Consider the following 26986-nt stretch of genomic DNA (forward strand, 5'->3'; position numbering starts at 1 on the left):
GGCTGGATAGGCTGACACTGGTCAGCCCTCCGGCCCATTGTTGTTTTGGGCTCGCTGAGCAATACCCCCACCCAAGACCCACCCGATGACTGTTTCGACCCTTTCCACCTTGGCCCCCAGCCGTGCCGCCATTCCGGATCGCCAAGGCCGCGTTCGCATCTCAGTTGATTGCATGGGTGGTGATCATGGCCCGTCGGTCACGTTGCCCGCGTGCAAGGCCTTCCTGGCCAAGCACCCGGAGGCCGAGCTGGTGTTGGTGGGGTTGCCCGAAGCCCTGGCGCCCGCCAAGGATTGGGAGCGTGTCACCCTGGTTCCAGCCAGTGAGGTCGTCGCCATGGACGATCCGGTGGAAGTGGCCTTGCGGCGCAAAAAAGATTCATCTTTGCGTGTGGCTGTGTCGCAGGTCAAGGCTTCGGCCGATGCGCCCGCCAATGCGCACGCCTGCGTGTCTGCGGGCAACACCGGGGCTTTGATGGCCGTGGCGCGCTACGTGCTCAAAACAGTTGAAGGCATCGACCGTCCGGCCATTGCCTTTGGCTTGCCCAATCAGCTGGATGGCTCAACCACGGTGCTCGACCTGGGGGCCAACGTCGATTGCTCTGCCGAGCATCTGCTGCAATTCGCGGTCATGGGCAGCGCGCTCGTGTCGGCCGTGGATGGCAAGGAATCGCCCACCGTGGGCCTCCTCAACATCGGCGAAGAAGTCATCAAGGGCAGTGAAGTCATCAAGCGCGCTGGCGAATTGCTGCGCGATGCTGGCGACAAGGGCCTGATCAACTTTCAGGGCAATGTCGAGGGCAATGACATTTTCAAAGGCACCACCGACATCGTCGTGTGTGATGGCTTTGTGGGCAATGTGGCGCTCAAATCGGCCGAAGGGCTGGCGTCCATGTTGGCTAATTTCATCAAGCAAGAATTTTCGCGCAATCTGTTGACCAAGCTGGTGGCCTTGATTGCCATGCCGGTGCTCAACCAATTCAAAAAGCGGGCCGATCACCGCCGTTACAACGGCGCGGCTTTGCTGGGCTTGCGCGGCCTGGTGTTCAAAAGCCATGGTTCTGCCGATGCCTTTGCTTTCGAGTTGGCCATCAACAGGGCCTATGATGCGGCTCGTCACAGCCTTTTGGAGCGTGTACATGACCGCATCGCGGCATCGCTCGATGGTTTGCCGGTTGCAGATGCAGCCGGTTCAGCCAATCCAGAAGGCACGTCGGCGGCTGTTGGATCTGCAGGTGCGGTTGACCGCGCGGCCTGATCCTTCGGGCCGTGCCCAAAGGGCATCGGGGTGTTTTAACCAGCACCGCGTTGCCCCCCTGAAATGCCCATCAAGCACTCACGCATAGCCGGTACTGGCGCTCACCTGCCGCCACGACGACTCACCAACCAGGATTTGGCCGATCAGCTGGCCTGTCAGGGCATCGAAACCTCCGATGAATGGATCGTGTCTCGCACGGGCATCCGCGCGCGCCACTTTGCCGAGCCGCACGTCGGCTCCAGCGACCTGGGTGTGCTGGCGGCGCAAAAGGCCTTGCAAGCCGCAGGCATTGAGGCCAAAGACATCGACCTGATCATCTGCGCCACGTCAACGCCCGACATGGTGTTCCCGTCCACCGCTTGCCTGATTCAGCAAAAGCTGGGCATCCGGGGATGCGCGGCGTTTGACGTGCAGGCTGTGTGCTCCGGCTTCATTTACGCCTTGACCGTGGCCGACGCCATGATCCGAACAGGTTCAGCGCGCCGCGCGCTCGTCATCGGGGCTGAGGTGTTTTCCCGCTTGCTTGATTTCAGCGACCGCACTACCTGTGTGCTGTTCGGCGATGGCGCCGGTGCGGTGGTGCTGGAGGGGTCCGAGCAAGCCGGCATCGTCGCGTCACGCCTCCACGCTGACGGTCAGCAGGCTGGCATGCTGTGCGCCCCTGGCACGGTTTCTGGTGGGGCGATTCTGGGCGATCCCACGGTCAAAATGGACGGCCCTGGTGTTTTCAAGCTCGCGGTGACCGTGCTGGAGCAAGTGGCCAACGAAGTGCTGCAAGCCGCTGGTCGGGATGCCTCCTGCATCGACTGGCTGGTGCCGCACCAAGCCAATTTGCGCATCATGCAAAGCACGGCGCGCAAGCTGCAGGTTCCAGAAGATAGGATGATCGTCACGCTTGATGAGCATGGCAACACCTCGGCCGCGTCCGTGCCCCTGGCGCTGGACCAGGCTGTGCGCGATGGCCGCATCCAGCGAGGCCAGACCCTGCTGCTGGAAGGCGTGGGTGGTGGCTTCACCTGGGGCGCCGTGTTGGTGGATTACTGATTGATGGGTACTGAGGACACAAACAAGATGACCGCATTTGCATTCGTGTTTCCCGGGCAAGGCTCGCAGTCCGTGGGCATGCTCAATGGCTGGGCAGGGCACGCCGCCGTGCGCGACGCCCTGGCCGAGGCTTCCGAGGCCCTGGGTGAAGACGTGGGTCGGCTGATCGCCGAAGGCCCGAAAGAGGTCCTGGACCTGACCACCAACACCCAGCCGGTGATGCTGGCTGCGGGCGTGGCCTGCTGGCGCGCTTGGCTGGCCGAGACCGGCTTGAAGCCAGCTGCCGTGGCCGGGCACTCATTGGGCGAATACACGGCCCTGGTGGCCGCAGGCGCCCTGACCCTGGCCGAAGCCTTGCCCCTGGTGCGTTTCCGTGCCCAGGCCATGCAGGAGGCCGTGCCCGTGGGCGTGGGCAGCATGGCCGCCATCCTTGGCCTGGATGCTGAAACCGTCAGGGCGGGGTGCCTTGAAGCTGCCAAAGCCAGCGGTGAAGCGGTCGAAGCTGTGAACTTCAATGACCCCAAGCAAACCGTGATCGCCGGCACCAAAGCTGCGGTGGACCAGGCCTGCGTGGTGCTCAAAGCGGCAGGCGCCAAGCGCGCATTGCTGTTGTCGGTGTCCGCCCCTTTCCACTCCAGCTTGATGAAGCCCGCCGCTGAACGGCTCAAGGCCAAGCTCGCGGCCACGACCTTCTCCCTGCCTTCCATCCCCGTCATCAACAACATCGACGTGGCCTCGGTCACGCAGGCTGATGAATTGCGCGATGCCCTGTATCGCCAGGCGTTCGGCCCCGTGCGCTGGGTGGAAACCATCCACGCGCTGAAGGCTCGCGGCTTGACCCATGTGATCGAGTGTGGTCCTGGCAAAGTCTTGTCCGGCATGGTCAAGCGCATTGATGGCGAACTGATCAGCGCCACCATTTTTGACCCGGCATCCTTGCTGGAAGCGAAAGGCTTGCTGGCATGAGCGGCGAATCAACTCCCCAAGTGGCCCTGGTCACCGGCGCCAGCCGTGGCATTGGCCGCGCCATCGCGGTGACGCTTGCTCAACGCGGCTACAAGGTCCTGGGCACGGCCACGACCGAATCCGGCGCGCAGTCCATCAGCGAGGCGTTGAGCGCTTTTCCGGGCAGCAAAGGCCTGGTCCTGAACGTGACCGATGCCGCTGCGGTAGACGCCACCATCGATGTCATCCTCAAAGAACACGGCGCTCTGCACGTGCTGGTCAACAACGCCGGCATCACGCGCGACACCCTGGCCATGCGCATGAAGGATGACGATTGGGACGCCGTGCTGGACACCAACCTCAAAGCCGTTTTCCGCATGAGCCGCGCCGTGATGCGCCCCATGATGAAACAACGCCATGGCCGCATCATCAACATCACATCGGTGGTGGGGGCGATGGGCAATGGTGGCCAATCCAATTATGCTGCGGCCAAAGCTGGTGTGGCCGGCATGACCCGCGCCCTGGCGCGCGAGTTGGGTAGCCGCAACATCACGGTCAATTGCGTGGCCCCCGGTTTCATCGACACTGACATGACACGCGCGCTGACCGACGAACAGCAAGCTACATTGAAGGCCCAGATTCCCTTGGGGCGCCTGGGCCAACCTGAAGACATTGCCGAGGCGGTTGCTTTTCTGGCGTCGCCTCAAGCCGCTTACATCACCGGGACGGAATTACACGTCAACGGTGGCATGTTGATGAATTGAGTTTTTACGGGGTTCTCAAATTCGTTTTTCGGGTTTGGCGGTTTGTGCCGCTAAGCCGCTAAAATCCCCGATTTATTTGCACCCACTCCTGGAGGAGTCATGAGCGATATCGAAGCACGCGTCAAGAAGATCATTGCCGAACAACTCGGTGTAGCCGAATCCGAAGTCACCCCTGAAAAAGCCTTCGTGGCCGATCTGGGCGCTGATTCGCTGGACACCGTTGAATTGGTGATGGCGCTCGAAGACGAGTTCGGCATCGAAATCCCCGATGAAGAAGCTGAAAAGATCACCACCGTTCAGCTGGCCATCGACTATGCCAAGGGCCACGCCAAGGCCTAAAATAACAACTTGTTGATCTCTGAGGCCCTTCGGGGCCTTGGTTGTCTCTAACCCTCAATTTTTTGCCACACCCAGCATGACCCGTCGTCGCGTCGTTGTCACCGGCTTAGGCCTCGTCACCCCCGTTGGAAACACGGTCGATGAGTCCTGGTCGAATCTGATTGCTGGCAAGTCCGGCATTGACACCATCACCAAGTTCGACGCATCGGCCTTCGCCTGTCGTTTTGCCGGTGAGGTTAAGGGCTTCAACATCGAGGATTACATCCCCGCCAAAGAAGCCCGGCACATGGACACCTTCATCCACTATGGGCTGGCTGCCAGCATCCAGGCGGTCAAGGATTCAGGCCTGCCCATGGGCGATGCTCTTGCCCCTGAAGTGGCCGAGCGCATTGGCTGCATCGTGGGCTCCGGCATTGGTGGCCTGCCTTTGATCGAGGCCACCCACCAAGAGTACGCTGACCGCGGCCCGCGCCGCATCTCCCCATTCTTCGTTCCGGCTTCGATCATCAACATGATCTCGGGGCATGTGTCCATTCATTGCGGTTTCAAGGGCCCCAACTTGGCCATCGTCACGGCCTGCACCACCGGCCTGCACAGCATCGGTCAAGCCGCGCGCATGATCGAATACGGCGATGCCGACGTCATGGTCGCTGGCGGCTCCGAGGCCACGGTCTCGCCTTTGGGCGTTGGCGGCTTTGCCGCTGCCCGCGCCCTGTCGACACGCAACGATGATCCTCAAACGGCATCACGCCCCTGGGACAAGGACCGCGATGGTTTCGTCCTCGGTGAGGGCGCCGGCGTGATGGTCGTCGAAGAATACGAACACGCCAAAGCCCGTGGTGCCAGGATCTACGCCGAGATCAGTGGTTTTGGCATGAGCGCCGACGCATACCACATGACCGCGCCCGATGTGGACGGCCCCACGCGTTCAATGAGGGCCGCGCTGCGCAACGCCGGCCTCAACCCTGACCAGGTGCAGTACCTCAACGCACATGGCACCTCAACCCCGTTGGGCGATGCCAACGAAACCAACGCCATCAAGCGTGCGTTCGGCGATCATGCCAAAAACCTGGTGGTCAACTCGACCAAATCGATGACCGGCCACTTGTTGGGCGGCGCTGGGGGCATCGAATCGGTGTTCACGGTCTTGGCCATTCACCATCAGATCTCGCCGCCCACGATCAACATCTTCAACCAGGATCCTGATTGCGACCTGGATTACTGCGCCAACACCGCGCGTGAGATGAAAATCGATGCCGCCCTGAAGAACAATTTTGGCTTTGGTGGCACCAACGGCTCGTTGGTGTTCAAGCGGATCTGAGATTCAGCGTTTTGAGCGCCCGTTCCATGCCTTTCGCCGATGACATTGCGGGGGCTGCGGACGGGCGCTTTTTGCATCAGGGGCTATTGGGGTCGCACGCACAATGGCAGTTGCCCATGGGTGTGGCCCAAGCGCGACCAGTGCGTCGGGCTGCTCAGGCTTTGCTCCTGTCTGCCACGGCATTGTTGTTGACTTGGACGTTGGCGCTGGTTTCGCAAGCATGGTCAGGGCAGGGGGCCAGGCTCCCCGTTGTGATCGCATTCACGGTGGGTGTGCCTTGGATGATGATGTGTTGGCGGTCATGGCAGAGCCTGAACGTCAACCGGGCGGTGACTTTGCATTGGGGTGGTTTGCCGCCTTTCCGCCCAGGCAGCTCTCCGGCCGAGATCCCTCCCGGATGGTCGGTGAAAGAAGCTCCTTCAGCGTGCTCACAGGCCGTCGTTGTTCATGTGGTTTTTGATTTGGGCTCCTGGGTTTTGGTCAAAATGCTTTGCAAAGGGCAGGAGCAACCAGCGGTGTCCTGGTCATGGCTGAACGCAAGGATTTGTTTCAAAGGCGGCGCGGGGCACCACCTGCGGGCACTGCTGTTCAGCCCGCGAGCCAATCAGGTCGGTTCAGAGCAAGTGGTGGCATCATCCGGGCATCGTCAACGTCAGTGGTCCAACTTGCTTTCATCCTTCAAACCCAACGATGCAGTGGTCAACAGTGACTTTGCCGAAACGATGATCCTGGTTGAATCCAAGCAGGCTGTTCAACGGAAGGTACGCTCGTGACTCCGCCGCGCATGCCTTCCGAGCCGCCCGTGATGCCTGACCAGCCTGTGTCAGCGGAGGCCTTCGACCCATCCCTGATCGCGGTGGGCGTGGAAGGCCAAGATGCCGGCCCGGTCACGCCCATCGTTGACGTGGACGCCTTGTTGGTCGAGCGCGTGCAACGCGGCGACCAACGTGCCTTTGAAATGCTGGTTGTGAAATACGAGCGCCGCATCCAGCGCCTGATTGCCCGCATGGTGCGCGATGTTGACCTGGTGGAAGACATTGCCCAGGAGACCTTCATCCGTGCTTACCGCGCCTTGCCCAACTTTCGTGGCGAAAGTGCGTTCTACACCTGGCTTTACCGCATCGCGGTCAACACCGCCAAAAAGGCGCTGATTGGTTTGCGCCGTGACCCCTTGGTCACTGAATCCTCGCGAGCAGGCGCGGGTGATGACGATGATTCAGACACTTCCCGCGTCGAGAACGAACTCACCACCGGGGAAACCCCCGAATCCTTGATGGCCAGCCGCCAGATTGCCAACACCGTCAATGCCGCCATCGAGGCCTTGTCCGAAGACTTGCGCCAAGCGATCACCCTTCGCGAAATCGAAGGCCTCAGCTATGAGGAGATTGCCGAGGTGATGGGTTGCCCCATTGGCACGGTTCGATCGCGCATTTTTCGGGCCCGGGATGCCATCGCGCAACGCTTGCGCCCCCTGCTGGACACCAAAGATGGCGATCGTTGGTGAAGTTGAGTGAACTTTTTGTGAACTGGGGCCTCTGAATTGCCAGAATGGCCAAAATTCCTTGGCCTGATTTAAATGTCGACACGGAGCCCGCCTATGTCTGACCGCCGCATGGATGATGATTTGCCCTTGGAAACGCTTTCGGCTTTGGCCGATGGCGAGGCTGACGTCGCTGAGGTCGCCCGCGCTTGTGCCTCGTGGCGTGATGATGTCAAGGCTCGTGCTCGCTGGAGCGACTACCACCTCATTGGTGACGTCATGCGTTCAGATGAACTGGCCCATGCATCCGGCAGTTCACATTTCCTCAAATCATTCCGTGAGCGGCTGGTTCAAGAGCCGGTCGTGCTGGCGCCCGCCGGTCTGGTGGCGCGCCACCAGTCTTCCGTGGTCGACATCGGTGTGGTGGCTGTGCCGCGTGCCGAGCCCTTGCGCCGACGCGTGTGGGCTGGCCCCATGGCCGTGGCCGCCTGCTTCGTGATGGTGGTGGGCGCTTTGGTGACCCATCAAAGTGGTTTGCCGACCGGGCAGTCTTTGCCCGCCGACAGTCTGGCTCAGGGCGCCTTTCCGGCCCCTGACCAAGCACAACAGGCCTTCGCGCCATCTGCCACGGCAACCATTGCGACGTGGTCAGGCAGTGGCGTGACCGCCGCCTCTTTGGCCGAGGGGGCTGCCTTTCCCTCTACGATGGGCAATGATCCTGCGGCAGCGGGCGCGTCGGTCTGGCGTGATCCACAGCTTGAGCAAGCTCTGTCCGCTCGTCGTGCTCAAGGCCACGGCCAGCCATCATTTGCCTCGCCGGGTGGGTTGGTGCGCAATGTGCTCTATGAAACGCCCTGATCACCGCGTTGTTTGAAATCCACCATCCTGTGATGTAGCGCCGCTCTGGTTTGCCCAAGCGGCGTTGCTGTTTGTAGTGATCATGCCGGGGGTGCCGCTTTACCAACAGAAACCATCGGATGGTGAACTGTCATTCGGTTGAGTGGCTCCAACGTTGATTCAATCGTTACTTGTTTGTATTTGTGAGGTTTTCAGCAATGACATCTTCTTTCCAGTCGGGACCTTCCACCAGCTCGGTCGTGCGTCGCACCTTGGTCGTGGGCGGCGTCGTGATGGCGGTGGGCCTGTTATTGAGCTCCAGCCTGTTGCCTCACGCCTCCCAGGCGCAGCAGCCAGCCACCGTGTTGGCCGCAGCGACGCCTATCGCCGTCCCAGCGCCCACCACGCCTCAGCCTCCCTTGTTGGTCCAGGGGCTGCCTGACTTCACCCAGTTGGTGGAGCGAGTGGGGCCGTCTGTGGCCAGCGTTCGCACCACCCAACGAGTCGCCACTGACGCTGGCGAAGACGGCGGTGACGATGCTGATGCGCAGATGCGTGAGTTCTTCCGCCGCTTTTTTGGCACGCCCATGCCAGGGCAAGGTCAGCGAAAAGGCACCCCCAAGGCCACGCCCAAAGGCGATGCCGAGGGCGAGGAGCGCCCCCGTGGTTTGGGCTCTGGCTTCATCCTGAGCGCTGACGGCCTGGTCATGACCAATGCCCACGTCATTGATGGCGCGGATGATGTCTACGTCACCTTGACCGACAAACGCGAGTTCAAGGCCAAGGTGGTGGGGGCCGACAAGCGCACCGATGTGGCCGTGCTCAAGATTGAAGCCAAGAACCTGCCCGCAGTGCGCATCGGTGATGTGAGTCGACTCAAGGTGGGCGAATGGGTCATGGCCATTGGCACGCCGTTCGGCCTGGAGAACACGGTCACGGCCGGCATCGTCAGCGCCAAAGCGCGCGACACCGGTGAAGAGGTCCGCTTTATCCAGACCGACGTGGCGGTGAACCCCGGCAACTCCGGTGGTCCGCTGATCAACATGCGCGGTGAGGTGGTGGGCATCAACTCGCAGATTCTGAGTCGCTCGGGCGGCTTCATGGGCATCTCCTTGTCGATTCCCATCGACGATGCGATCAAGGTCGCCGACCAGCTGCGCTCGGGCGGCAAGGTGGTGCGTGGCCGCATTGGTGTGCAGATTGAACCGGTCACCAAAGAAGTGGCCGAGTCCTTGGGTTTGAGCAAGGCGCAAGGCGCGGTGGTTCGCATGGTGGAGCCCGGTGGCCCTGCAGCGAAGGCTGGGCTGGAAGCCGGTGACATCATCACCAAGTTCAATGGTGTGACGGTGGAGACCGCTGGTGACCTGCCACGTTTGGTGGGGGGCACCAAGCCCGGCACCAAATCGGTTTTGCAAGTGTTCCGTCGCGGCGCCTACAAAGACCTGGGCATCACGGTGGTCGAGCTTGACCTTGAGAAGGCCGCCAAAGCCGCCGCTGGTGACAACGCACCGGCCGAGTCCAAGCCCACTGCGGTGGCGTCCCTCGGCTTGGGTCTGACCGATCTGACGTCCGCGCAAAAAGCCGAGCTCAAGATCAACGGCGGTGTGTTGGTCGAAGAGGTGGGTGGTCCGGCCGCACGCGCAGGCTTGCGCCCTGGTGATGTCATCTTGAGCGTTGGCAACGCTCAGGTCGCCAACGTGCGCCAATTCGAGGCGGCCTTGGCCAAATTGGAGAAGGGCCGCCCGGTGAATGTGCTGGTGCGCCGTGGTGATGGCGCGCAATACGTGCTGATTCGCCCCAGCAAGTGATGAGCCTGGCTGATTTGCGAAAGCCCGACTGAACCGGTCCCGTAAGCTCCAAAAGGGCTTGCGGGATTTCTTATTGCAAAAAATACACGGACTTGTGGCACATCTTGCAAGTCTTTTTCTTGTGCAATTGCTGTTGATAACTCGGCTCGATCGCGTTGGAATCTGGCTACAATCCACCCGTTGAGCGCGCCATTGCTGATCGGGATATGAGAGGTCATCGCCGAATGACCGAACGGGTCCCCGAATCGCCGAACTTGTCAACAAGAGTCTGTGGATAACCTGTTGACAATGTCTTTGTTGGCGGCCTGCAACGACCCTTTGCCCGGCCGGGATGCGGCTCTGGGTGGGGTCGTTTTGGCTACAATGAAGTCCCAACAAGCAGTTGCCATACGTTTTTGTTGGAAGGCGCGTCATACATTTCGACGTGCCTTTTTTTTATGAATCACATCCGTAATTTCTCCATCATTGCCCACATCGACCACGGCAAATCCACCCTGGCCGATCGCATCATTCAGCTGTGTGGAGGCCTGAGCGACCGAGAGATGGGAGCCCAGGTGCTCGACTCGATGGACATCGAGAAAGAGCGTGGCATCACCATCAAGGCCCAGACCGCTGCGCTGTCTTACAAAGCCAGAGATGGTCAGGTTTACAACCTCAACTTGATCGACACCCCTGGACACGTGGACTTCTCTTATGAAGTCAGCCGTTCGCTGTCGGCCTGTGAGGGCGCGCTGTTGGTGGTCGATGCCAGCCAAGGTGTTGAAGCGCAGACCGTGGCCAACTGCTACACCGCGCTTGACCTGGGTGTCATGGTCATCCCCGTCTTGAACAAGATGGACTTGCCGCAGTCCGACCCCGAGCGCGCCAAGGAGGAGATCGAAGACGTGATCGGCATCGATGCCACCGACTCGATCCCTTGTTCTGCCAAGACCGGCATGGGTGTCGAAGACATCCTCGAAGCCGTCGTGGCCCGCATGCCACCACCGCAAGGCAATCCCGATGGCCCGCTGCGCGCCATGATCGTTGACTCGTGGTTCGACAACTACGTCGGCGTGGTCATGCTGGTGCGCGTGATTGACGGTGAGTTGCGCAAGGGCGAACGCATTCGGCTGATGGCGGCCAATGCCGTTTACCCCGCTGAACACCTGGGTGTCTTCACGCCCAAGTCGGTCGATCGCCCTGCATTGCGCGCAGGCGAAGTGGGCTTCGTGATCTGCGGCATCAAAGAGCTGCAGAACGCCAAGGTCGGCGACACCATCACGGTCGAGAAGAAGCAGCCCAACAACGCGGGCCCGGCCACCGAAGCCCTGCCTGGCTTCAAGGAAATCCAGCCACAGGTGTTTGCCGGCCTGTACCCGACCGAGGCCAGCGAGTACGACCAACTGCGTGATGCGCTTGAGAAACTCAAGCTCAACGACTCGTCGCTGCGGTATGAGCCAGAAGTTTCGCAAGCGCTGGGCTTCGGCTTCCGCTGCGGCTTCCTGGGCCTGCTGCACATGGAAATCGTGCAGGAGCGCCTGGAGCGCGAGTTCGACCAGGACCTGATCACGACCGCGCCCAGCGTGGTCTACGAGGTCGAGTTGAACGACGGTACGATCGTCTCGGTCGAGAACCCGTCCAAGATGCCCGAGCTGGGCCGCATCAAGGAGATCCGCGAGCCCATCGTCACCATGCACCTGTACATGCCGCAAGACCATGTTGGCGTGGTGATGACCCTGGCCAACCAGAAGCGTGGCGTGCAGCTCAACATGGCTTACCACGGCCGCCAGGTCATGCTGACCTATGAGATGCCGCTGGCCGAGATCGTGCTCGACTTCTTCGACAAGCTCAAGAGCGTGTCGCGCGGTTATGCCTCGATGGATTACGACTTCAAGGAGTACCGCGCCTCCGACGTGGTCAAGGTCGATATTCTGATCAATGGTGATCGAGTCGATGCCCTGTCGATCATCGTGCACCGCGTGCAAAGCCAGTTCCGTGGTCGTGGCGTGGCCGCCAAAATGCGCGAACACATTCCGCGGCAGATGTACGACGTGGTCATCCAGGCGGCCATTGGCTCCAACATCATTGCGCGGGAGAACATCAAGGCGCTGCGCAAGAACGTGCTGGCAAAATGCTACGGCGGCGACATCAGCCGCAAGCGCAAGTTGCTCGAAAAACAAAAGGCCGGGAAGAAGCGGATGAAGCAGATTGGGTCGGTTGAAGTGCCCCAAGAAGCGTTCCTGGCCATCCTTCAAGTGGAAGATTGATGAGTTTTCTCACCGGTATTTTTTATGGCGCCCTGGCAATCTACCTGGGCGGCTGGTACGTTGGTCAATGGCAAGGCAACTTCTCGTTCCTGCTGTTCATCATGTCTGTCGTGACCATGCTGTATTGGCTGGCTGAGCGCTTCAAGTTCCAGCCTCAGCGCGAAGCGGCTGCTGCCAACCTTGTCGCGCAAGACGAAACCCGCCGTGCGGAACTGAGGCGTCAAGGCATTGCCCAGGTTGATGGCAATGTGACCGAGGCCAAAGAGCGCCTGTTGATGCAGCCCTGGTGGCTGGATTGGACGGCCGGCTTGTTCCCCGTCATCGTGGTGGTGTTCCTGATGCGCTCGTTCTTGTTCGAGCCCTTCAAGATCCCGTCCGGCTCCATGGTGCCGACCTTGCTGATCGGCGACCTCATCCTGGTCAATAAATTTCACTACGGCATCCGCCTGCCGGTGATCAATAAAAAGATCATCGCCAACCACGATCCCAAGCGTGGCGATGTGATGGTGTTCCGTTACCCCGTCAATACTCGCCTGGATTACATCAAGCGGGTGGTGGGTCTGCCGGGTGACACGGTCGCCTACATCAACAAGCGCCTGACCATCAACGGCACGCCCATCGAACAAACGCCCTTGGCCGAATTTTACGACGAGGACAGCCTGCGTTATTTCTTGCAGTTTGCGGAAAACCTCAGCGGTACGAATCACCGGATTTTGGTGGACAAAGCCCGCCAGCCTGATATTCCAGCTCAGGGTATTGAAGAATATCCGTTCAAGGAAAACTGCAGCTACAGTGTTGAAGGTGTGGTCTGCAAGGTGCCAGCCGGCCATTACTTCATGATGGGCGACAACCGCGACAATTCACAGGATTCGCGCTTCTGGGGCTTTGTTCCTGACGAAAACATCGTCGGCAAGGCATTCGTGGTGTGGATGAATTTCAGCAGTTTGAAGCGCATTGGCTTTTTCCAATGATTCGTGTGGGGGACAACATGAAACGTTCGCAGTCGGGCATCACATTGATCGGCTTGATGTTTTGGGCGGTGATTCTTTGCAGCTTCGCCTTGGTCATCATGAAAGTGGTGCCGGCCGTCATGGAGTTCCAGACCATCCAGAAGATGGTCACGAGCGCCGCCGGTGCAGGCAGCACAGTCCCGGAAATCCGGGCGGCCTTTGACCGAGACAAGTCGGTGCAGTACAACGTCGAGGCCATCAGTTCGCGTGATCTGGAGATCACCAAGGAAAACGACAAGATCGTGGTCAAGTTTGCCTACGACAAGGAAATCGAACTGATTGAGCCGGTCTACCTCTTGATCAAGTTCCACGGTCAATCCAAGTGATGGCGTCTGGTTTTGATCGCGTGGGATTTTGATGCCCCGATCCACGACGGCGACCGCAGCGGTTGCTTCGCCGCTGAAGGCTTTGCAGCAACGGTTGGGCCATGAATTCAAGGATCCCGCCCTGTTGGCGCGAGCCCTGACCCACAAAAGCTTTGGGCAGGATCATTACGAACGCCTGGAGTTCCTGGGCGATGCCGTCCTGAACCTGGCCGTGTCCAGCATGCTGTACGCGCGATTTGACCGCAGTGATGAAGGTGACCTGACCCGCGTGCGCGCTCACCTGGTGCGCCAGGACATGCTGCACAAACTGGCCTTGAACCTGGATTTGCCAGGGGTCATGAAAATGAGCGAGGGCGAGTCCCGTGGTGGTGGTGCTCAGCGGCCCTCCATCCTGGCGGATGCCCTGGAAGCCGTCATCGGTGCGGTGTACCTGGATGCAGGTTTTGAGCCAGCCTGCGCCTGGGTGCTGCGCCTGTTCGAGCCTGTGATGGCCCAAACCACCCTGGAAGTCTGGAGCAAGGACGCCAAAACGGCCTTGCAGGAATGGCTTCAAGGTCGCAAGATGGCCGTGCCTGTCTACCGCGTGGATGCCACCCGGGGCAAGGCGCATGAGCAGGTGTTCGTGGTGGCTTGCGATTTGCCAGATTTTGGGATTTCCGTTCTGGGCGAGGGTCTGTCAAAGCGCGCCGCCGAGCAGGTAGCGGCTCAACTGGCCTTGCTCCAACTGCAGCAACTGCCTTCGCCGTCGGTCAGTGTTCCCGGCCAGCCGAGTGCTGGCGTCACCATTTCTAAAACCCCATCGAAGAAACGTGCGATGGGTGCTAAACGTTCTCTTTGACACTTCTCACCATGCCCGATACCCCTTCGTCACCAGATGACACTTCGCCCGAGGCACCTGCCCAGGCACCCACTGCACCACCGGTCGTTGATGCGTTGAACCCGTCACTGGATGACATGCTGGCTGGGCTGGCGATGGCCAAAACGGGCGGTGCCAAGGCTGGCGCAGATGTGGCGAACCAACGCTGCGGCCTCATCGCCATCATTGGTCGCCCCAACGTGGGCAAATCAACCTTGCTCAACGCTTTGGTCGGGCAGAAGGTGTCGATCACCTCGCGCAAGGCACAGACCACCCGCCACCGGATCACCGGCATCCACACCGATGACACGACGCAGTTCGTGTTCGTGGACACGCCTGGCTTTCAGACCCGGCACACGGTCAAGGGCACAGCCGCGCTTAACCGCAACCTGAACAAGACCGTGCAGGCCACGCTGGCCGATGTGGATGTGGTGCTGTTCCTGGTCGAAGCCGGTCGTTTTGGGCTGGACGATGCCAAGGTGCTGGCCTTGTGCCCGAAAGACAAACCCGTCTTCCTGGTGGCCAATAAGCTGGACTTGGTGCACCGCCGCGCTGAAATCATGCCTTGGCTGCAGAGCATGCAGGAGCGCCACCCCTTCGCGGAGTTCGTGCCCCTGTCGGCCCAAAGCAATGACGACGTCAAGCGCCTCCTGGAGATCGTGCGGCCCTACTTGCCACAGCAAGGCTGGTGGTACGACCAGGACGCACTGACCGACCGCACCGACCGTTTCCTGGCCAGCGAGATCGTGCGCGAAAAGCTGTTCCGCCTCACCGGTGACGAACTGCCCTACACCTCGACCGTGGTGATCGACACCTACACGGACGAGCCGCCCCTGGCCAATCACCCGCGCGCCACCGGCATCATCAGGATCGCCGCCACCATCGTGGTGGAGCGCGAAACCCACAAGGGCATCGTCATTGGCGACAAGGGTGAACGCCTCAAGCGCATCGGCATGGAAGCGCGCACCGAGCTGGAGCACCTGTGGGGCCGCAAGGTCTTCCTGGAGATCTGGGTCAAGGTGCGTTCAGGCTGGGCCGATGACGACGCCCGTCTGCGCACCTACGGCTACGAGTAACAGCGCGGTCCCAAAGGCGTTTGCGTGGCCCGTGCGGCGTCCCGTCCTTCCAGTGCAGCCTTTGTGCTGCACAGCCATGACTGGAGCGAGTCCAGCCTGATCCTGGATCTGTTCACCCGCGACCAAGGTCGCGTGGTGGCCGTGGCGAAGGGGGCCAAGCGACCTTATTCGCAACTTCGCCCGGTGCTGATGCCCTTTCAGCGCCTGCACGTGGGGTTTGGCGTGAAGCGCTCTGACGAGGCTGAAGTCTGGCTGCTGCGCCAGGCCGAATGGGCTGGTGGTCCAGCTTGGCCAGGTGGGGCGGCCTTGTTGCCGGGCTTTTACCTGAACGAATTGCTGATGCGCCTGCTGGCCCGTCACGACCCACACCCCGGCTTGTTCGATGCCTACGCCCAGACCTTGTCGGCCCTGGCCGATCCCAGCCTGCTGCAGGCTGCGTTGCGGGCTTTCGAGATGGTGCTGCTGCGCCAGTTGGGTCATTTGCCAGACCTGTCGCAGGTGACCGTTGATGGTCAAGCGGTCGAGCCAGTTCAGCGCTATGAAGTTCACCCGGAGTTGGGCGTGTCGCGCGCAAGCCAACGCGAGGATGGGTCCGTCCTGGATGGTGCGGTTTTGCGTCAATTGGAAGCCGCCTTGTCAACCGAAGGTGAGGGCGGGCGTACGATACTGGTCCCGGCCATGCCGCCCCTGATGGCGGCCTGCATTCCCGCCCTGAGTGAACTCAAAACGGTGCTGCGCGCCTTGCTTCAATATCATCTCGGATCTCACACGCTGCGCACTCGCCAGCTCATGATGGAGCTTCAACAGGCATGACTTTTTCTGCCACGCACCTGACCACGCACGACGCCCCTTTGCTGGGCGTGAACATCGACCACGTCGCCACTGTGCGCAATGCCCGCGGTGGCCGTTTTCCCGACCCCGTGGCGGCCGCAATCCTGGCGGCCGAGGCCGGCGCCGACATCATCACGTTTCATTTGCGTGAAGACCGCCGACACATCCGCGATGACGACGTGGCGCGCCTCAAGTCCAGCATCGCAACGCCTTTGAACTTTGAAGCGGCCGTGACCGACGAGATGTTGGACATCATCGAGCGCACGCGCCCCGAGCATGTGTGCCTGGTGCCCGAGCGGCGCCAGGAAATCACCACCGAAGGCGGCCTGGATGTATTGGGGCAGCTGTCCAGGGTGAAAGATGCTTGCACGCGTTTGGCCGCCGTGGGGGCGCGCGTGTCGCTGTTCATTGGCGCTGATCCGGCTCAGATCGAAGCGGTGGCACAAGCAGGTGCCCCCTGTGTGGAGTTGCACACAGGTGCTTTAGCCAACGCCTGGTGGGCCGGTGATGCTTCGGGTGTGCAAGCCGAGTTGCAACGCCTTCAAGCCGGGCTGAAGCTCGCGCAAAGCCTGGGCCTGCGCACGCATGCAGGACACGGACTGGCCTTGCATGAGCACTGGCTGCCCACGCCCGGGGTCGAGGCCCCAACGTCCAGCAGCACCGCCCTGGTTGCCGTCATGCCCGCGATCACCGAGTTGCACATTGGTCATGCCTTGATCGGCCATTCACTCATGGTGGGGCTGAAGCAGGCCATCGCCGACTTCAAGGCCGAGATCGTGCGTGCGCGCCGGGCGGTGTCCGCGTGATCGTCGGCATCGGAACCGACCTGTGCGACATCCGTCGCATCCAGGAGGCTTTGCAACGGCGCGGCGAGCGTTTTGCCGAGAAGGTGCTGGGCCCCCAAGAGCTGTTGGTTTACCGCCAACGCCAGGCCCGCGTGGCTGTTCGCGGCCTTCGCTACCTGGCCACGCGCTTTGCCGCCAAAGAGGCCTTTTCCAAGGCCATCGGATTGGGCATTCACTGGCCCATGACCTGGCGCTCCTGCGAAATCCTGAACGAGTCCAGCGGCCGCCCGCGCATTGTGTTGAATGGCGAACTGGCCGACTGGTTCACCCAAAAAAAATGGCAGGCCCATGTCACGGTCACCGATGAGGTGGACCATGCTTTGGCCTTCGTTGTCATCGAAACCCAAACCGACCACCCATGAGCCCATCGCCCCATTCCGTCCAGGCCAATGTCGATTCCGACATCATCCACGCTCCCGTGGTGCTCGACATCGAAGGCTTGAGCCTCAATGCCGATGACCGGCGTCGCCTGCAGCACCCGCTCACCGGCGGGCTGATCCTGTTTGCCCGCAACTGGGCGAGTCGCGTTCAACTCACGGCCTTGTGCGCCGAGATCAAAGAGCTGCGGCCCGATGTGCTGATCTGCGTGGACCATGAAGGCGGACGTGTGCAGCGCTTCAAGACCGATGGTTTCACGCACGTGCCGCCCATGCGCCGTTTGGGTGAGATGTGGATGAAGGATGGCAAGGCGGGCGAGGGCAGTGGGGCCATGGCGGCTACCGATGCCGCCACGGCTTGTGGCTACGTGCTTGCCAGCGAGTTGCGCGCCTGCGGCGTTGACCTGACCTTCACCCCGGTGTTGGACCTGGACTTTGGTGAGAGCAGCGTGATCGGTGACCGCGCCTTTCACCGAGATCCGCGCGTGGTGGCCATGCTGGCCAAAAGCGTGATGCATGGCCTGCTGCTGGCTGGCATGGCCAATTGCGGCAAACATTTTCCGGGCCACGGCTTCGTCAAGGCCGATTCGCATGTCGACGTGCCCATTGACCGCCGCAGCCTCAAGGCGATCCTGGGCGACGATGCCAAGCCGTATGAGTGGATGAGTACCTCGCTGACCAGTGTGATGCCGGCCCATGTCATTTACCCCAAGGTGGACGACATGCCGGCTGGTTTTTCGCAGCGCTGGCTGCAGGACATCCTGCGTGAGCAGATGGGTTTTACCGGGGCCATCTTCAGCGATGACCTGAGCATGGAAGGCGCCAGCGTGGCGGGCGACCACACCCAAGGTGCCGTGGCCGCGCTCAATGCTGGCTGCGACCTCGTGTTGCTGTGCAACCAGTCTTTGAAAGGTGGCAGGGCCGTGGACGACCTGCTCGATGGGTTGCAGATTGCCCATGCGCGCGGCCTTTGGCAGCCCAGCGCCGACAGCGAAGCTCGACGCTTAGACCTGTTGCCGCAAACCGCACCCTTCACCTGGGATGAGTTGATGCACCACGCCCCGTACCACCAAGCCCTGGCCCGCCTGCCGGGTTGACGCGCGCATCTTGACCGATTAGTCGCCCACGACAAAGTGGGCGGCCCATGAAAAAAGCGCCATCTCCGTTAAGGGGATGGCGCTTTTCATTGGGCTTCGATCAGTTGGTGGTCGACTCGAAAGGCAGCTTGATCTGATTGAGGTCCTTGCGGGTCTCGACCAACACCAGCGGGCCTTCATCAGCGATCACCATGGGTGGACGCTCGCGTGGCACATGGGCCGGCTTGGGCTCACTGGCAATCGCTTCGCGGATGGCATTGACCTTGTCCGAGTCCGAGTTCACCCACTGCAGGCCTGCGTTTTGCGCAATGGCATTGAGGTCGTTCAAGGGCAAGACAAAGGCTTCGGCCTCAGGGGCTGCCGGTGCTGCGACCATCACTGGTTCGGCAGCGACGACAGGGGCCGCTGTCGCGACGGGGGCTGGCACCTGGATGGCTTCCACCGGGGCCACGGCCAAGGCCACAGGCGGCGTTTCTTCCACCGGCTCAAAAGACGCTTCAGCAGTGGGTGCTGTCGAAACGCTGTTGGGCGCCAGGCTGAATGGACCCACATCGGCCGATGGTGGCGGCAAGGTCAAGTTCAAGCCAGCTTGTGGTGCGGGTTCGATGGCGGCTTGAGCCTCGTCTGTGTCCGCCGGGCGATCACGGCGGTCGCCACGGCGATTGCGGTCACGTCCACGGCCACGGCGACGGCCATCGGCATTTTCGCCTTCACCTTCAGGGCGTTCGCCTTCATTGAGGTCGTCAGCACCTTCGGTGCGAACGGTCTCTTCTGGCTGGCGAGGTGCTGATTCACCTGACTCGGCGGACTGTTGTTCAGTCGCCTGGCCTTCTGTGTTCAAGGCAGCATCGTCACGCTCGCCACGACCACGGCCACCACGGCGACGGCGACGTGCGCCATCGCGTTCGGCAGTTCCTTCCGTTTGCGCATTGGTGCCCACGGGAATGGTGTCGACAAATGCGTTTTCAGGCACTTCCACCGCGATGTTGTCACGGGGTGCGCGGTCCTGGCGATCACCACGCCCACGGCCACCTCGGCCACGGCCACCTTCGGGGCGGGCTTCGTCAGTTTGACGCGGTGCGGCGGCTTCACCACGGGCATTCAACTCGCTGGTGATCTCGGTTGCGGTGGCGCGGTCTTCGCGCGGGGCGCGGCCACGTCCACTGCGGCCACCACCACCTTCACGGGGCTCACGGCCTTCGGCAGCGGCAGGGCGCTCGGTACGCTCACCACCACGGTCGGCGCGTTCACCACGCTCGCCACGGCCACCACGTTCACCGCCACGCTCGGCGCGTTCGCCATTACCGTTGGCGCTGCGTTCGCCGCCACGGCCTTGACCGTCACGACGTCCACGGCCCTTGCCACCCCGGCCACCCTTGCCATCGTCTTTGGCGGGGTCCTTCGGGGCTTCTGGCGCGGGCTTGACTTCAGTCGCAGGCGTGAAGGCTGGCGTGCTGGAGAACAGACTCTTGATCCAGCCAAAGAAACCACCGGTCGATGGTGCAGGCGCGGCCGCAGGCTTGGGCGCAGCGGCGACAGGCGTCGCTGCCGATTCCAGCGCGGGTTCGTGCTTGGGCACGGCCATGGGCGCGGGCTGATCGGGCAACACGCCCTTGATGATCGGCTCTTGCTTGGGCTTGCTCTTCTCGCGGCGAGTGATGCCGACATCTTCCTCAGGCTCCTCGATCATCGAGTAGCTGGTCTGGATGTTTTCCAGACGCGGGTCGTCGTGGCGCAGGCGTTCCAGCTTGTAGTTCGGCGTTTCAATGTGCTTGTTGGGGATCAACAGCACGGTCACGCGTTGCTTCAATTCGATCTTGGTGATCTCGGTCCGCTTTTCATTCAGCAGGAACGAGGTCACTTCGACGGGCACTTGCACGTGCACGGCGGACGTGCCGTCCTTCATCGATTCTTCTTGAATGATGCGCAGGATCTGCAGCGCCGAAGATTCGGTGTCGCGGATGTGGCCAGTGCCGTTACAACGTGGGCAAGTGATGTGCGAACCTTCGCTCAGCGCAGGGCGCAGGCGTTGGCGGGACATTTCCAGCAAGCCGAACTTGCTGATGGCGGCCAGTTGTACACGGGCACGGTCAAAGCGAAGCGCATCGCGCAGTCGGGTCTCGACCTCGCGGCGGTTCTTCGACTCTTCCATGTCGATGAAGTCGACCACGATCAGGCCGCCCAAATCGCGCAAGCGCATCTGGCGGGCAATTTCGTCGGCCGCTTCAAGGTTGGTGCGGGTGGCGGTTTCTTCGATGTCGCTGCCACGGGTGGCGCGCGCCGAGTTCACGTCTACCGAAACCAAGGCTTCGGTGTGGTCGATCACGATGGCGCCGCCGGAAGGCAGGTTCACTGTGCGGCTGAAGGCCGTTTCGATCTGGTGTTCGATCTGGAAACGCGAGAACAGCGGGGCATCGTCACGGTAGCGCTTCACGCGGTTGGCCGTGTCGGGCATGACGTGCAGCATGAACTGCTTGGCCTGCTCGTAGATGTCGTCCGTGTCGATCAGGATTTCGCCGATGTCGGAGGTGAAGTAGTCGCGGATGGCGCGGATCACCAGTGACGATTCCTGGTAGATCAGGAAGGCGCCCTTGCCAGTGCCGGAGGCATCGTCGATGGCCGTCCACAGCTTGAGCATGTAGTTCAAGTCCCACTGCAGCTCGGCGGCGGAGCGGCCGATGCCAGCAGTGCGGGCGATCAGGCTCATACCCTTGGGGTATTCGAGCTGATCCATCGCTTCTTTGAGTTCTTCGCGATCATCGCCCTCGATGCGGCGGCTGACGCCACCACCACGCGGGTTGTTGGGCATCAGGACCAAATAGCGGCCGGCCAGCGACACGAAGGTGGTCAGGGCAGCGCCCTTGTTGCCGCGCTCTTCTTTTTCGACCTGGACGAGCAATTCTTGCCCTTCCTTGATCGCGTCTTGAATGCGGGCCGAGCGGACGTCGACACCCTCGCGGAAGTACTGGCGCGAGATTTCCTTGAAGGGCAGGAAACCGTGGCGCTCTTCGCCGTAATCGACGAAACAGGCCTCAAGCGATGGCTCGACGCGGGTCACAACGGCTTTGTAAATGTTGCCTTTGCGCTGTTCGCGGCCCTCAATTTCGGTCTCGAAGTCGAGGAGCTTTTGTCCGTCGACGATGGCCAGGCGGCGCTCTTCAGGCTGCGTGGCATTGATCAGCATGCGTTTCATGTGAACTCCAGTCCATGCGAGGCCGGCCCTGGATGGCACCAGGCAGACCTCGATTCACCACCGACCGGAGTCAGTGGCAACCTTCATGCACGAGTCAACGCAGAAAGAACCGAGAAGGAATTGCCGTGGCTGGTGACCCGAGAGGGTCAGTGCAGCAGGGGCGCATGCGCGGGTGACATGGCACAAACCCCTGGCGACCACCCCGGGTTGTCGGGACCGCTGTACAGCAAGTCCTCGTCAAACCAGGGCATCGGGCAGGAGGAGGGCGAATCGGGCCGTATTGTCCAGTGGCGCGCGCAAACCTCAGCGCCCGGCTTCGTTGTGCGAAGCAGGGCGAGGTGTAGGGCGGCAATGGAAACGTGCAGGATAGGCCGGGACATTAGTGCGGTCACTCGACGCGGACACCAGCGAAATGAATCTCTGGCGCCAAAAAACCTTGAGTCGTGGTTCGTTCGACATTGGCTCTGACACACGCGGCGACCTGGCAAGACCACACCTTGGGTGGTTTTCTCCGGAACGCAGCACGTGATGCATCACCATCAATTTGGCGGGACTCCCCGCCGGGCCACGTCTGGGCGATGCAAAGCGGTCTCAAAAGGTAAACTCTCGCTTGGCTTCGCCAAAGATTGCGACTGCAATTTAACAATCACAACACTTCATCACGTGGCTCAGCCCATTATAGGTGCGAAATCTGCATCTCACAGTCCAAAAAAGCCAGTGAATTCAAGCACTTCGACCCCTGCTGCGGTACAGCGCTTGACCATCGATGAAGGCGGTGCCGGCCAGCGCCTTGACAATTACCTGATCAAGGTGCTCAAAGGCGCGCCCAAAACCCTGGTGTACAGAATCATCCGCAGCGGCGAGGTGCGGGTCAACAAAGGCCGGGCCTCGGCCGACACGCGCCTGGTCCTGGGCGACGAGGTGCGCGTGCCACCCCTGCGCCTGTCCGAGAAATCTGAGGAAACCACGGCGGCGATACCCGCCAAGGAATTCCCCATATTGTTTGAAGACGAGCATCTGTTGGCCATCAACAAACCCGCTGGTGTGGCGGTGCACGGCGGCAGCGGTGTGAGTTTCGGCGTGATCGAGCAATTGCGCCGCGCGCGTCCTCAAGCCAAGTTTCTGGAATTGGTGCACCGGCTGGACAAGGAAACCTCGGGCATATTGCTGGTGGCCAAAAAACGCAGCGCTTTGACCACACTGCAAGACCATTTTCGTGAGCGCAAGGTGCAAAAAACATACGCGGCGTTGGTGATTGGCGCCTGGCCGGACCACAAAAAGGTCATCGATGTGGCGCTGCACAAATTCCTGACGGCGGATGGCGAGCGCCGCGTCAAGGCCGTGGCAGACGACAACGACGATGGCCGCCGCTCCATTTCATTGGTCAAAGTGATGAAGCATTACGCCGACTTTAGCCTGCTGGACGTGACCATCAAGACCGGCCGCACTCACCAGATCCGCGTTCACCTGCTGAGTGAAGGTCACCCCATCGTGGGCGACGACAAATATGGTGATTTCACCTTGAACAAAGCCATGGCCCGGGGGGGGGCGGTTTCAGGCGTGCGCTTCGAGCGCATGTTCCTGCATGCCCGGTATTTGCGCTTGCCTCATCCCGCCACGGGTGAAGACATGACGTTTCAAGCGCCCTTGCCGACCGACTGCGAGTCGCTGTTGACCGCGCTGGCGTCAGCGCCCAAGAAGTAAAGTGCTGACCATGAATTCACCCTCTTCATCACGCCCCCGCCAGTTCGACCTGATCGTTTTTGATTGGGACGGCACGCTGTACGACTCGACAGCGCTGATCGTTCGGTGCATCCAGGCGGCTTGCGCTGACCTGGAACTGCCGATTCCGTCGCGCACGGCGGCGTCTTATGTGATTGGCCTGGGTTTGCACGATGCCCTGGCGCATGTGGCCCCCACCTTGCCCAAGGAGCGCGTGCCCGAGCTGGGCCTGCGCTACCGGCATCACTATTTCCAGCGCCAGCACGAACTCAGCCTGTTTGACGGCTCGCTGGAGTTGCTGGCCGAACTCAAGTCTCGCCACCACTGGCTGGCCGTGGCCACGGGCAAAACCCGCTCAGGCTTGAACGAAGCCTTGGAGCACGTCGCCTTGCGCGGCGTGTTCGACGCCACCCGGACCGCCGACGAAACCCAATCCAAGCCGCATCCCCTGATGCTGCAGGAGCTGATGGCCGAGTTCAGCATCGCCCCTGAGCGCACCTTGATGATCGGCGACACCACGCACGACCTGCAATTGGCGGTCAACGCGGGCACCCATTCCCTGGCGGTGAGTTATGGCGCCCACGAGCCCGCAGCCTTCGCGGACTACCCGACTCGTCACGTGGCCCATTCCGTGGCCGAATTGAAGCAGTGGTTGATGCAACATGCCTGAATTGAACAAAGAGCCCCAATTTTTGTGTGAGTCGTCCGCATTGGAAGAGTGCGGTGAAGCCGTGGTTTTCGACGTGCTGGAGTGGGGGCAAAGCGTGTCGGCCTTTGCCGTGCGCTACGACAACGAGGTGGTGGCCTACCTGAACCAGTGCGCCCACGTGCCCACCCAGATGGACTGGGAGCCAGGCAAGTTCTGGGACCAGGACAAGCGCTTCATCATCTGCTCGGTCCATGGCGCCTTGTACGACCCGCCGAACGGCCAATGCGTGGGCGGCCCCTGTGTGGGCAAGCGTCTGGTCAAGATGACCGTGGAAGAGCGCGACAAGCAGGTGTATTGGTATCCTAGCGACCGAATTCAGCCTATTTTCTAAGAGAGTGTCTTGTTCATGAGCGCAGTTGATCCGTCTTCTTCCCCTGTCGCTGCGGCACAGCAAGGCATGTTGGAAGAGTTCGCCAGGGCCTATTTGCTTCAGCAACGCCGTGAGCATCGCTGGCGCTGGTTTTGGCGCATGGTGTGGATCCTCATCGCTGCCACCATGATCTGGGCGACGCTGGAAAACATGCCGGCATCGACAGCACCTTCTGCACCTCACACCGCGCTGGTCGAGGTGCGGGGCGAGATCGGGGGTGACACCGAGGCCAATGCCGACAACCTGACCACCGCCTTGCGCAGCGCCTTTGAGGATGCTGGTGCCCAGGCCGTGGTCATTCGCCTCAATTCACCCGGTGGCAGTCCGGTTCAGGCTGGCCTGGTCAATGACGAGATCCGCCGTCTGAAGGTGTTGCACAAGAAAAAAGTCTATGCGGTGTGCGAAGAAATGTGTGCCTCGGCGGCCTATTACATCGCTGTGGGCGCCGATGAAATCTACGTGGACAAAGCCTCCATGGTCGGCTCGATCGGGGTGCTGATGGATGGCTTTGGCTTCGTCGGCATCATGGACAAGGCCGGGGTTGAACGCCGCCTGCTGACGGCTGGCGCCAACAAAGGCATGCTGGACCCTTACTCGCCGCGCAATCCGCAACACGAAGTCTTCGCCCAAGCCATGCTGGATCAGATCCATCAGCAGTTCATTGCTGTCGTGCGCCAGGGGCGCGGCAAACGCCTGCAAGAATCCCCCGAGACTTTTTCAGGCCTGTTCTGGAACGGGCAAGAGGCGGTGAGGCTGGGTTTGGCCGATCACGTGGGCAGTCTGGACATCCTGGCGCGTGACGTCATCAAGGCCGAGGACATCATCGACTACACGCTCAAGGAGAACTTGGCTGAACGCCTGGCCAAACGTTTTGGCGCGGCTTTTGGCAGTGGGGTGGTGCATGCCATGCGCAGTTCGGTGTCGATCCGCTGATGGATTGGATCAGCTGTCGATTTCCATGATCTTGCGCTTGGCTGATTCGTCCGACAGCGTGAGCAACTGCGCCACGTCGGCGATGTCATCGGGCAGCGCTGCCTGGGCGTGAGGGTCGTCCCAGCCGTACTGGGTGTGGCGGGCAATGCGAACGGCCAGCAATACCGTCTTCACACGGGGGTGCTCGGCGTTGCGATCATCGGTGTTCTTGATCAGCAGCTCGGGCAGTTGCCAAGCTTGCATCAAGGCGTGCGCCAAGTCGGTTAATTCAATGCCCAACACTTCTTTCTGCACATCGGCTGAACGAAGCGTGTGGTCGGCTCTCTGGCGCTGGGCGATGGTCAGGGCCAGGAGCGGGGCATGACACCAAAGCAGCATCTCGGCGAAGTCGTGCAGCAGGGCGGCCTCCTGGAGCATGTCGGCGTCTTCGTCCTGACGGTGGCTGGCGAAAGTGACCGCCAGATGCGCGGCCCGGCGAGCCCGCTTGATGACCTTGAGTAATCCGCTCAAGGCCTCTGGGTAGTCTGCCAGCCAGTTGATCACCGATGGCACGTTCTCGTTGGACCTGAAAAACGGCCCAATGCCTTGCATCAGGATGGCGGACGTCAATGTCTCGGGCGAGCTGATGTGCCGACGATGGCAGTCTTGTGAGACCTGCATCAGCACCTTCAGCGTGATCAAGGGGTCGCCACCCAGGTTTTGCGACAGCATGTGGGCATCCACGTCGCCCCTGGCATCCTCCATGGCCCGCATCTCCGCCAGCTCGGCAACGGAGGCGGGCAACACTGGGATCGCGGCTCGGGTGAAAACCGTGACCCAGTCATTGAGGGTAGGTAATGCTTGATCAATCATGAGGAGCCTGCAAAATCAACTGCAGATGGTCACCTTATCGACAATAAGCGAAATTGTTTCAAGGCGTTTCAATCATGATATTGCTCACAGGCGGGTGTTTTGTGTCTTATTTGCCGCCCAGCAGTGATTGCTTCAAGTCGGAGTCCACCGGTTTGGGCCCCAGCCAGATGCGCAACACGGCTTGTTGAAAGTCATCGCCGGTGATTTCTGGGCCTCTTCTTTTGCCGTCCAGCAGCACGTGGGTGCCTTCGCCGGGCACAAAGTCGATCTGAATGACCGTGCCTTTCTTGACGGGGCCAAAGTCCAGCATCATGGCCTTGATCTCGTTCAGCTTGGTCTGGAACTTGGCCTGATCTGCCTCGCTGTTGTTGGCCTTGAAGCCCTTGACGGTGGCATCGGCGAAGTCTTCTCCCGTCAAATCGCGCAGCAACACGATCTTCATGACTTTGGCACCAGGTTGACCCACCACATTGGCCGCGTTGGTGTCTGTTTTGAGCACGTACAAGCCGGCGGCGTAGAGGTCAATGATCACTTTGACTCGCACACCCGCGCCATTGAGCTGCAGGGGTTGGGTCGCAAGTTGAAGGGTGTCGGTGAACTTGACGCCTCTGACCTCGGTGGCGGCCACGGCAGGCAATGCCAGCAGGGCGATCGAGAGGAGCAGTGCTCGTGCAATTGATGTCATTGTGTTTTCCATTCTTTGAGCCTGGCATTTTGCGTGCCCAGCCATTCATTCGCCGTGAGGTGGCG

General features: G+C 61.0%; 26 protein-coding genes. 23 read left to right on the forward strand and 3 right to left on the reverse strand.

The window, feature by feature from the left end:
• Positions 1-85: 85 nt before the first annotated feature.
• From plsX to nagZ, 19 genes are all read left to right on the forward strand, one after another.
• Positions 86-1255, forward strand: a complete 1170-nt coding sequence (gene plsX, locus PSV38_RS05610) for a phosphate acyltransferase PlsX (RefSeq protein WP_300545773.1) — start codon at positions 86-88, stop codon at positions 1253-1255.
• A 63-nt stretch (positions 1256-1318) separates the two neighbouring features.
• Positions 1319-2299: a beta-ketoacyl-ACP synthase III gene (locus PSV38_RS05615; protein ID WP_300545775.1), complete on the forward strand. Its 981-nt coding sequence runs from the start codon at positions 1319-1321 to the stop codon at positions 2297-2299.
• A 27-nt stretch (positions 2300-2326) separates the two neighbouring features.
• Positions 2327-3265 (forward strand): ACP S-malonyltransferase, encoded by a 939-nt coding sequence (fabD, locus tag PSV38_RS05620; RefSeq protein WP_300545778.1) that lies wholly within the window; start codon positions 2327-2329, stop codon positions 3263-3265.
• Positions 3262-4008, forward strand: a complete 747-nt coding sequence (gene fabG / locus PSV38_RS05625) for a 3-oxoacyl-ACP reductase FabG (RefSeq protein WP_300545781.1) — start codon at positions 3262-3264, stop codon at positions 4006-4008. Before fabD ends, fabG begins: the two co-directional genes overlap by 4 nt.
• A gap of 99 nt (positions 4009-4107) precedes the next feature.
• Entirely contained in the window at positions 4108-4347 is a 240-nt protein-coding gene (acpP, locus tag PSV38_RS05630) for an acyl carrier protein (RefSeq protein ID WP_230181537.1), read from the forward strand.
• Positions 4348-4423: 76 nt separating this feature from the next.
• Entirely contained in the window at positions 4424-5668 is a 1245-nt protein-coding gene (fabF, locus tag PSV38_RS05635; protein WP_300545784.1) for a beta-ketoacyl-ACP synthase II, read from the forward strand.
• A 26-nt stretch (positions 5669-5694) separates the two neighbouring features.
• Entirely contained in the window at positions 5695-6441 is a 747-nt protein-coding gene (locus PSV38_RS05640) for a hypothetical protein (protein ID WP_300545786.1), read from the forward strand.
• 32 nt (positions 6442-6473) lie between these two features.
• Positions 6474-7172, forward strand: a complete 699-nt coding sequence (rpoE, locus tag PSV38_RS05645; RefSeq protein WP_300545789.1) for an RNA polymerase sigma factor RpoE — start codon at positions 6474-6476, stop codon at positions 7170-7172.
• Between the two features lie 93 nt (positions 7173-7265).
• Positions 7266-8006 carry a sigma-E factor negative regulatory protein gene (locus PSV38_RS05650; RefSeq protein ID WP_300545791.1) on the forward strand — a complete coding sequence of 247 codons (741 nt, stop codon included), beginning with the start codon at positions 7266-7268 and terminating at the stop codon, positions 8004-8006.
• Between the two features lie 197 nt (positions 8007-8203).
• The gene (locus PSV38_RS05655; RefSeq protein ID WP_300545793.1) at positions 8204-9793 is read left to right on the forward strand and encodes a DegQ family serine endoprotease; all 1590 of its coding nucleotides are present in this window, start codon (positions 8204-8206) and stop codon (positions 9791-9793) included.
• A 437-nt stretch (positions 9794-10230) separates the two neighbouring features.
• Positions 10231-12039, forward strand: coding sequence for a translation elongation factor 4 (gene lepA / locus PSV38_RS05660; RefSeq protein ID WP_300545796.1), 1809 nt, complete (start codon positions 10231-10233; stop codon positions 12037-12039).
• Positions 12039-13010 (forward strand): signal peptidase I, encoded by a 972-nt coding sequence (gene lepB / locus PSV38_RS05665; protein ID WP_300545799.1) that lies wholly within the window; start codon positions 12039-12041, stop codon positions 13008-13010. The genes lepA and lepB overlap by 1 nt, the downstream gene beginning before the upstream one ends.
• A 17-nt stretch (positions 13011-13027) precedes the next feature.
• Positions 13028-13375, forward strand: a complete 348-nt coding sequence (locus PSV38_RS05670; protein ID WP_300545801.1) for a DUF4845 domain-containing protein — start codon at positions 13028-13030, stop codon at positions 13373-13375.
• A gap of 31 nt (positions 13376-13406) precedes the next feature.
• Entirely contained in the window at positions 13407-14213 is an 807-nt protein-coding gene (rnc, locus tag PSV38_RS05675) for a ribonuclease III (protein WP_300545804.1), read from the forward strand.
• A gap of 134 nt (positions 14214-14347) precedes the next feature.
• Positions 14348-15307 carry a GTPase Era gene (era, locus tag PSV38_RS05680; RefSeq protein ID WP_300546036.1) on the forward strand — a complete coding sequence of 320 codons (960 nt, stop codon included), beginning with the start codon at positions 14348-14350 and terminating at the stop codon, positions 15305-15307.
• Between the two features lie 24 nt (positions 15308-15331).
• A complete protein-coding gene (gene recO / locus PSV38_RS05685; protein ID WP_300545806.1) occupies positions 15332-16120 on the forward strand; it encodes a DNA repair protein RecO in 789 nt (262 codons plus the stop codon).
• A complete protein-coding gene (locus tag PSV38_RS05690) occupies positions 16117-16944 on the forward strand; it encodes a pyridoxine 5'-phosphate synthase (protein ID WP_300545808.1) in 828 nt (275 codons plus the stop codon). The genes recO and PSV38_RS05690 overlap by 4 nt, the downstream gene beginning before the upstream one ends.
• Positions 16941-17345 (forward strand): holo-ACP synthase, encoded by a 405-nt coding sequence (gene acpS, locus PSV38_RS05695; RefSeq protein ID WP_300545809.1) that lies wholly within the window; start codon positions 16941-16943, stop codon positions 17343-17345. The genes PSV38_RS05690 and acpS overlap by 4 nt, the downstream gene beginning before the upstream one ends.
• Positions 17342-18457 carry a beta-N-acetylhexosaminidase gene (nagZ, locus tag PSV38_RS05700; RefSeq protein ID WP_300545811.1) on the forward strand — a complete coding sequence of 372 codons (1116 nt, stop codon included), beginning with the start codon at positions 17342-17344 and terminating at the stop codon, positions 18455-18457. Before acpS ends, nagZ begins: the two co-directional genes overlap by 4 nt.
• A gap of 100 nt (positions 18458-18557) precedes the next feature.
• Here nagZ and PSV38_RS05705 read toward each other — a convergent pair whose 3' ends face one another.
• The gene (locus tag PSV38_RS05705; RefSeq protein WP_300545813.1) at positions 18558-21650 is read right to left on the reverse strand and encodes an Rne/Rng family ribonuclease; all 3093 of its coding nucleotides are present in this window, start codon (positions 21648-21650) and stop codon (positions 18558-18560) included.
• A 717-nt stretch (positions 21651-22367) separates the two neighbouring features.
• Between PSV38_RS05705 and PSV38_RS05710 the strand changes: the two genes are divergently transcribed.
• The 4 genes from PSV38_RS05710 to PSV38_RS05725 are packed head-to-tail and all read left to right on the forward strand — an operon-like array spanning position 22368 to position 25384.
• Complete coding sequence (locus PSV38_RS05710; RefSeq protein ID WP_300545815.1) at positions 22368-23354, forward strand: RluA family pseudouridine synthase; 987 nt, start codon at positions 22368-22370, stop codon at positions 23352-23354.
• A gap of 10 nt (positions 23355-23364) precedes the next feature.
• The gene (locus tag PSV38_RS05715) at positions 23365-24042 is read left to right on the forward strand and encodes an HAD-IA family hydrolase (protein WP_300545817.1); all 678 of its coding nucleotides are present in this window, start codon (positions 23365-23367) and stop codon (positions 24040-24042) included.
• A complete protein-coding gene (locus PSV38_RS05720; protein ID WP_300545819.1) occupies positions 24035-24412 on the forward strand; it encodes a Rieske 2Fe-2S domain-containing protein in 378 nt (125 codons plus the stop codon). The genes PSV38_RS05715 and PSV38_RS05720 overlap by 8 nt, the downstream gene beginning before the upstream one ends.
• A gap of 15 nt (positions 24413-24427) precedes the next feature.
• Positions 24428-25384, forward strand: coding sequence for a S49 family peptidase (locus PSV38_RS05725; protein WP_300545821.1), 957 nt, complete (start codon positions 24428-24430; stop codon positions 25382-25384).
• A 9-nt stretch (positions 25385-25393) separates the two neighbouring features.
• Here PSV38_RS05725 and PSV38_RS05730 read toward each other — a convergent pair whose 3' ends face one another.
• Together PSV38_RS05730 and PSV38_RS05735 are read right to left on the reverse strand one after the other, a co-directional pair.
• Complete coding sequence (locus PSV38_RS05730) at positions 25394-26236, reverse strand: HDOD domain-containing protein (protein ID WP_300545823.1); 843 nt, start codon at positions 26234-26236, stop codon at positions 25394-25396.
• 106 nt (positions 26237-26342) lie between these two features.
• Positions 26343-26921 (reverse strand): chalcone isomerase family protein, encoded by a 579-nt coding sequence (locus tag PSV38_RS05735; protein ID WP_300545825.1) that lies wholly within the window; start codon positions 26919-26921, stop codon positions 26343-26345.
• Positions 26922-26986 lie beyond the last annotated feature (65 nt).

The organism is Aquabacterium sp. (genome assembly GCF_029946005.1).
Taxonomy (GTDB): Bacteria; Pseudomonadota; Gammaproteobacteria; order Burkholderiales; family Burkholderiaceae_C; genus Aquabacterium.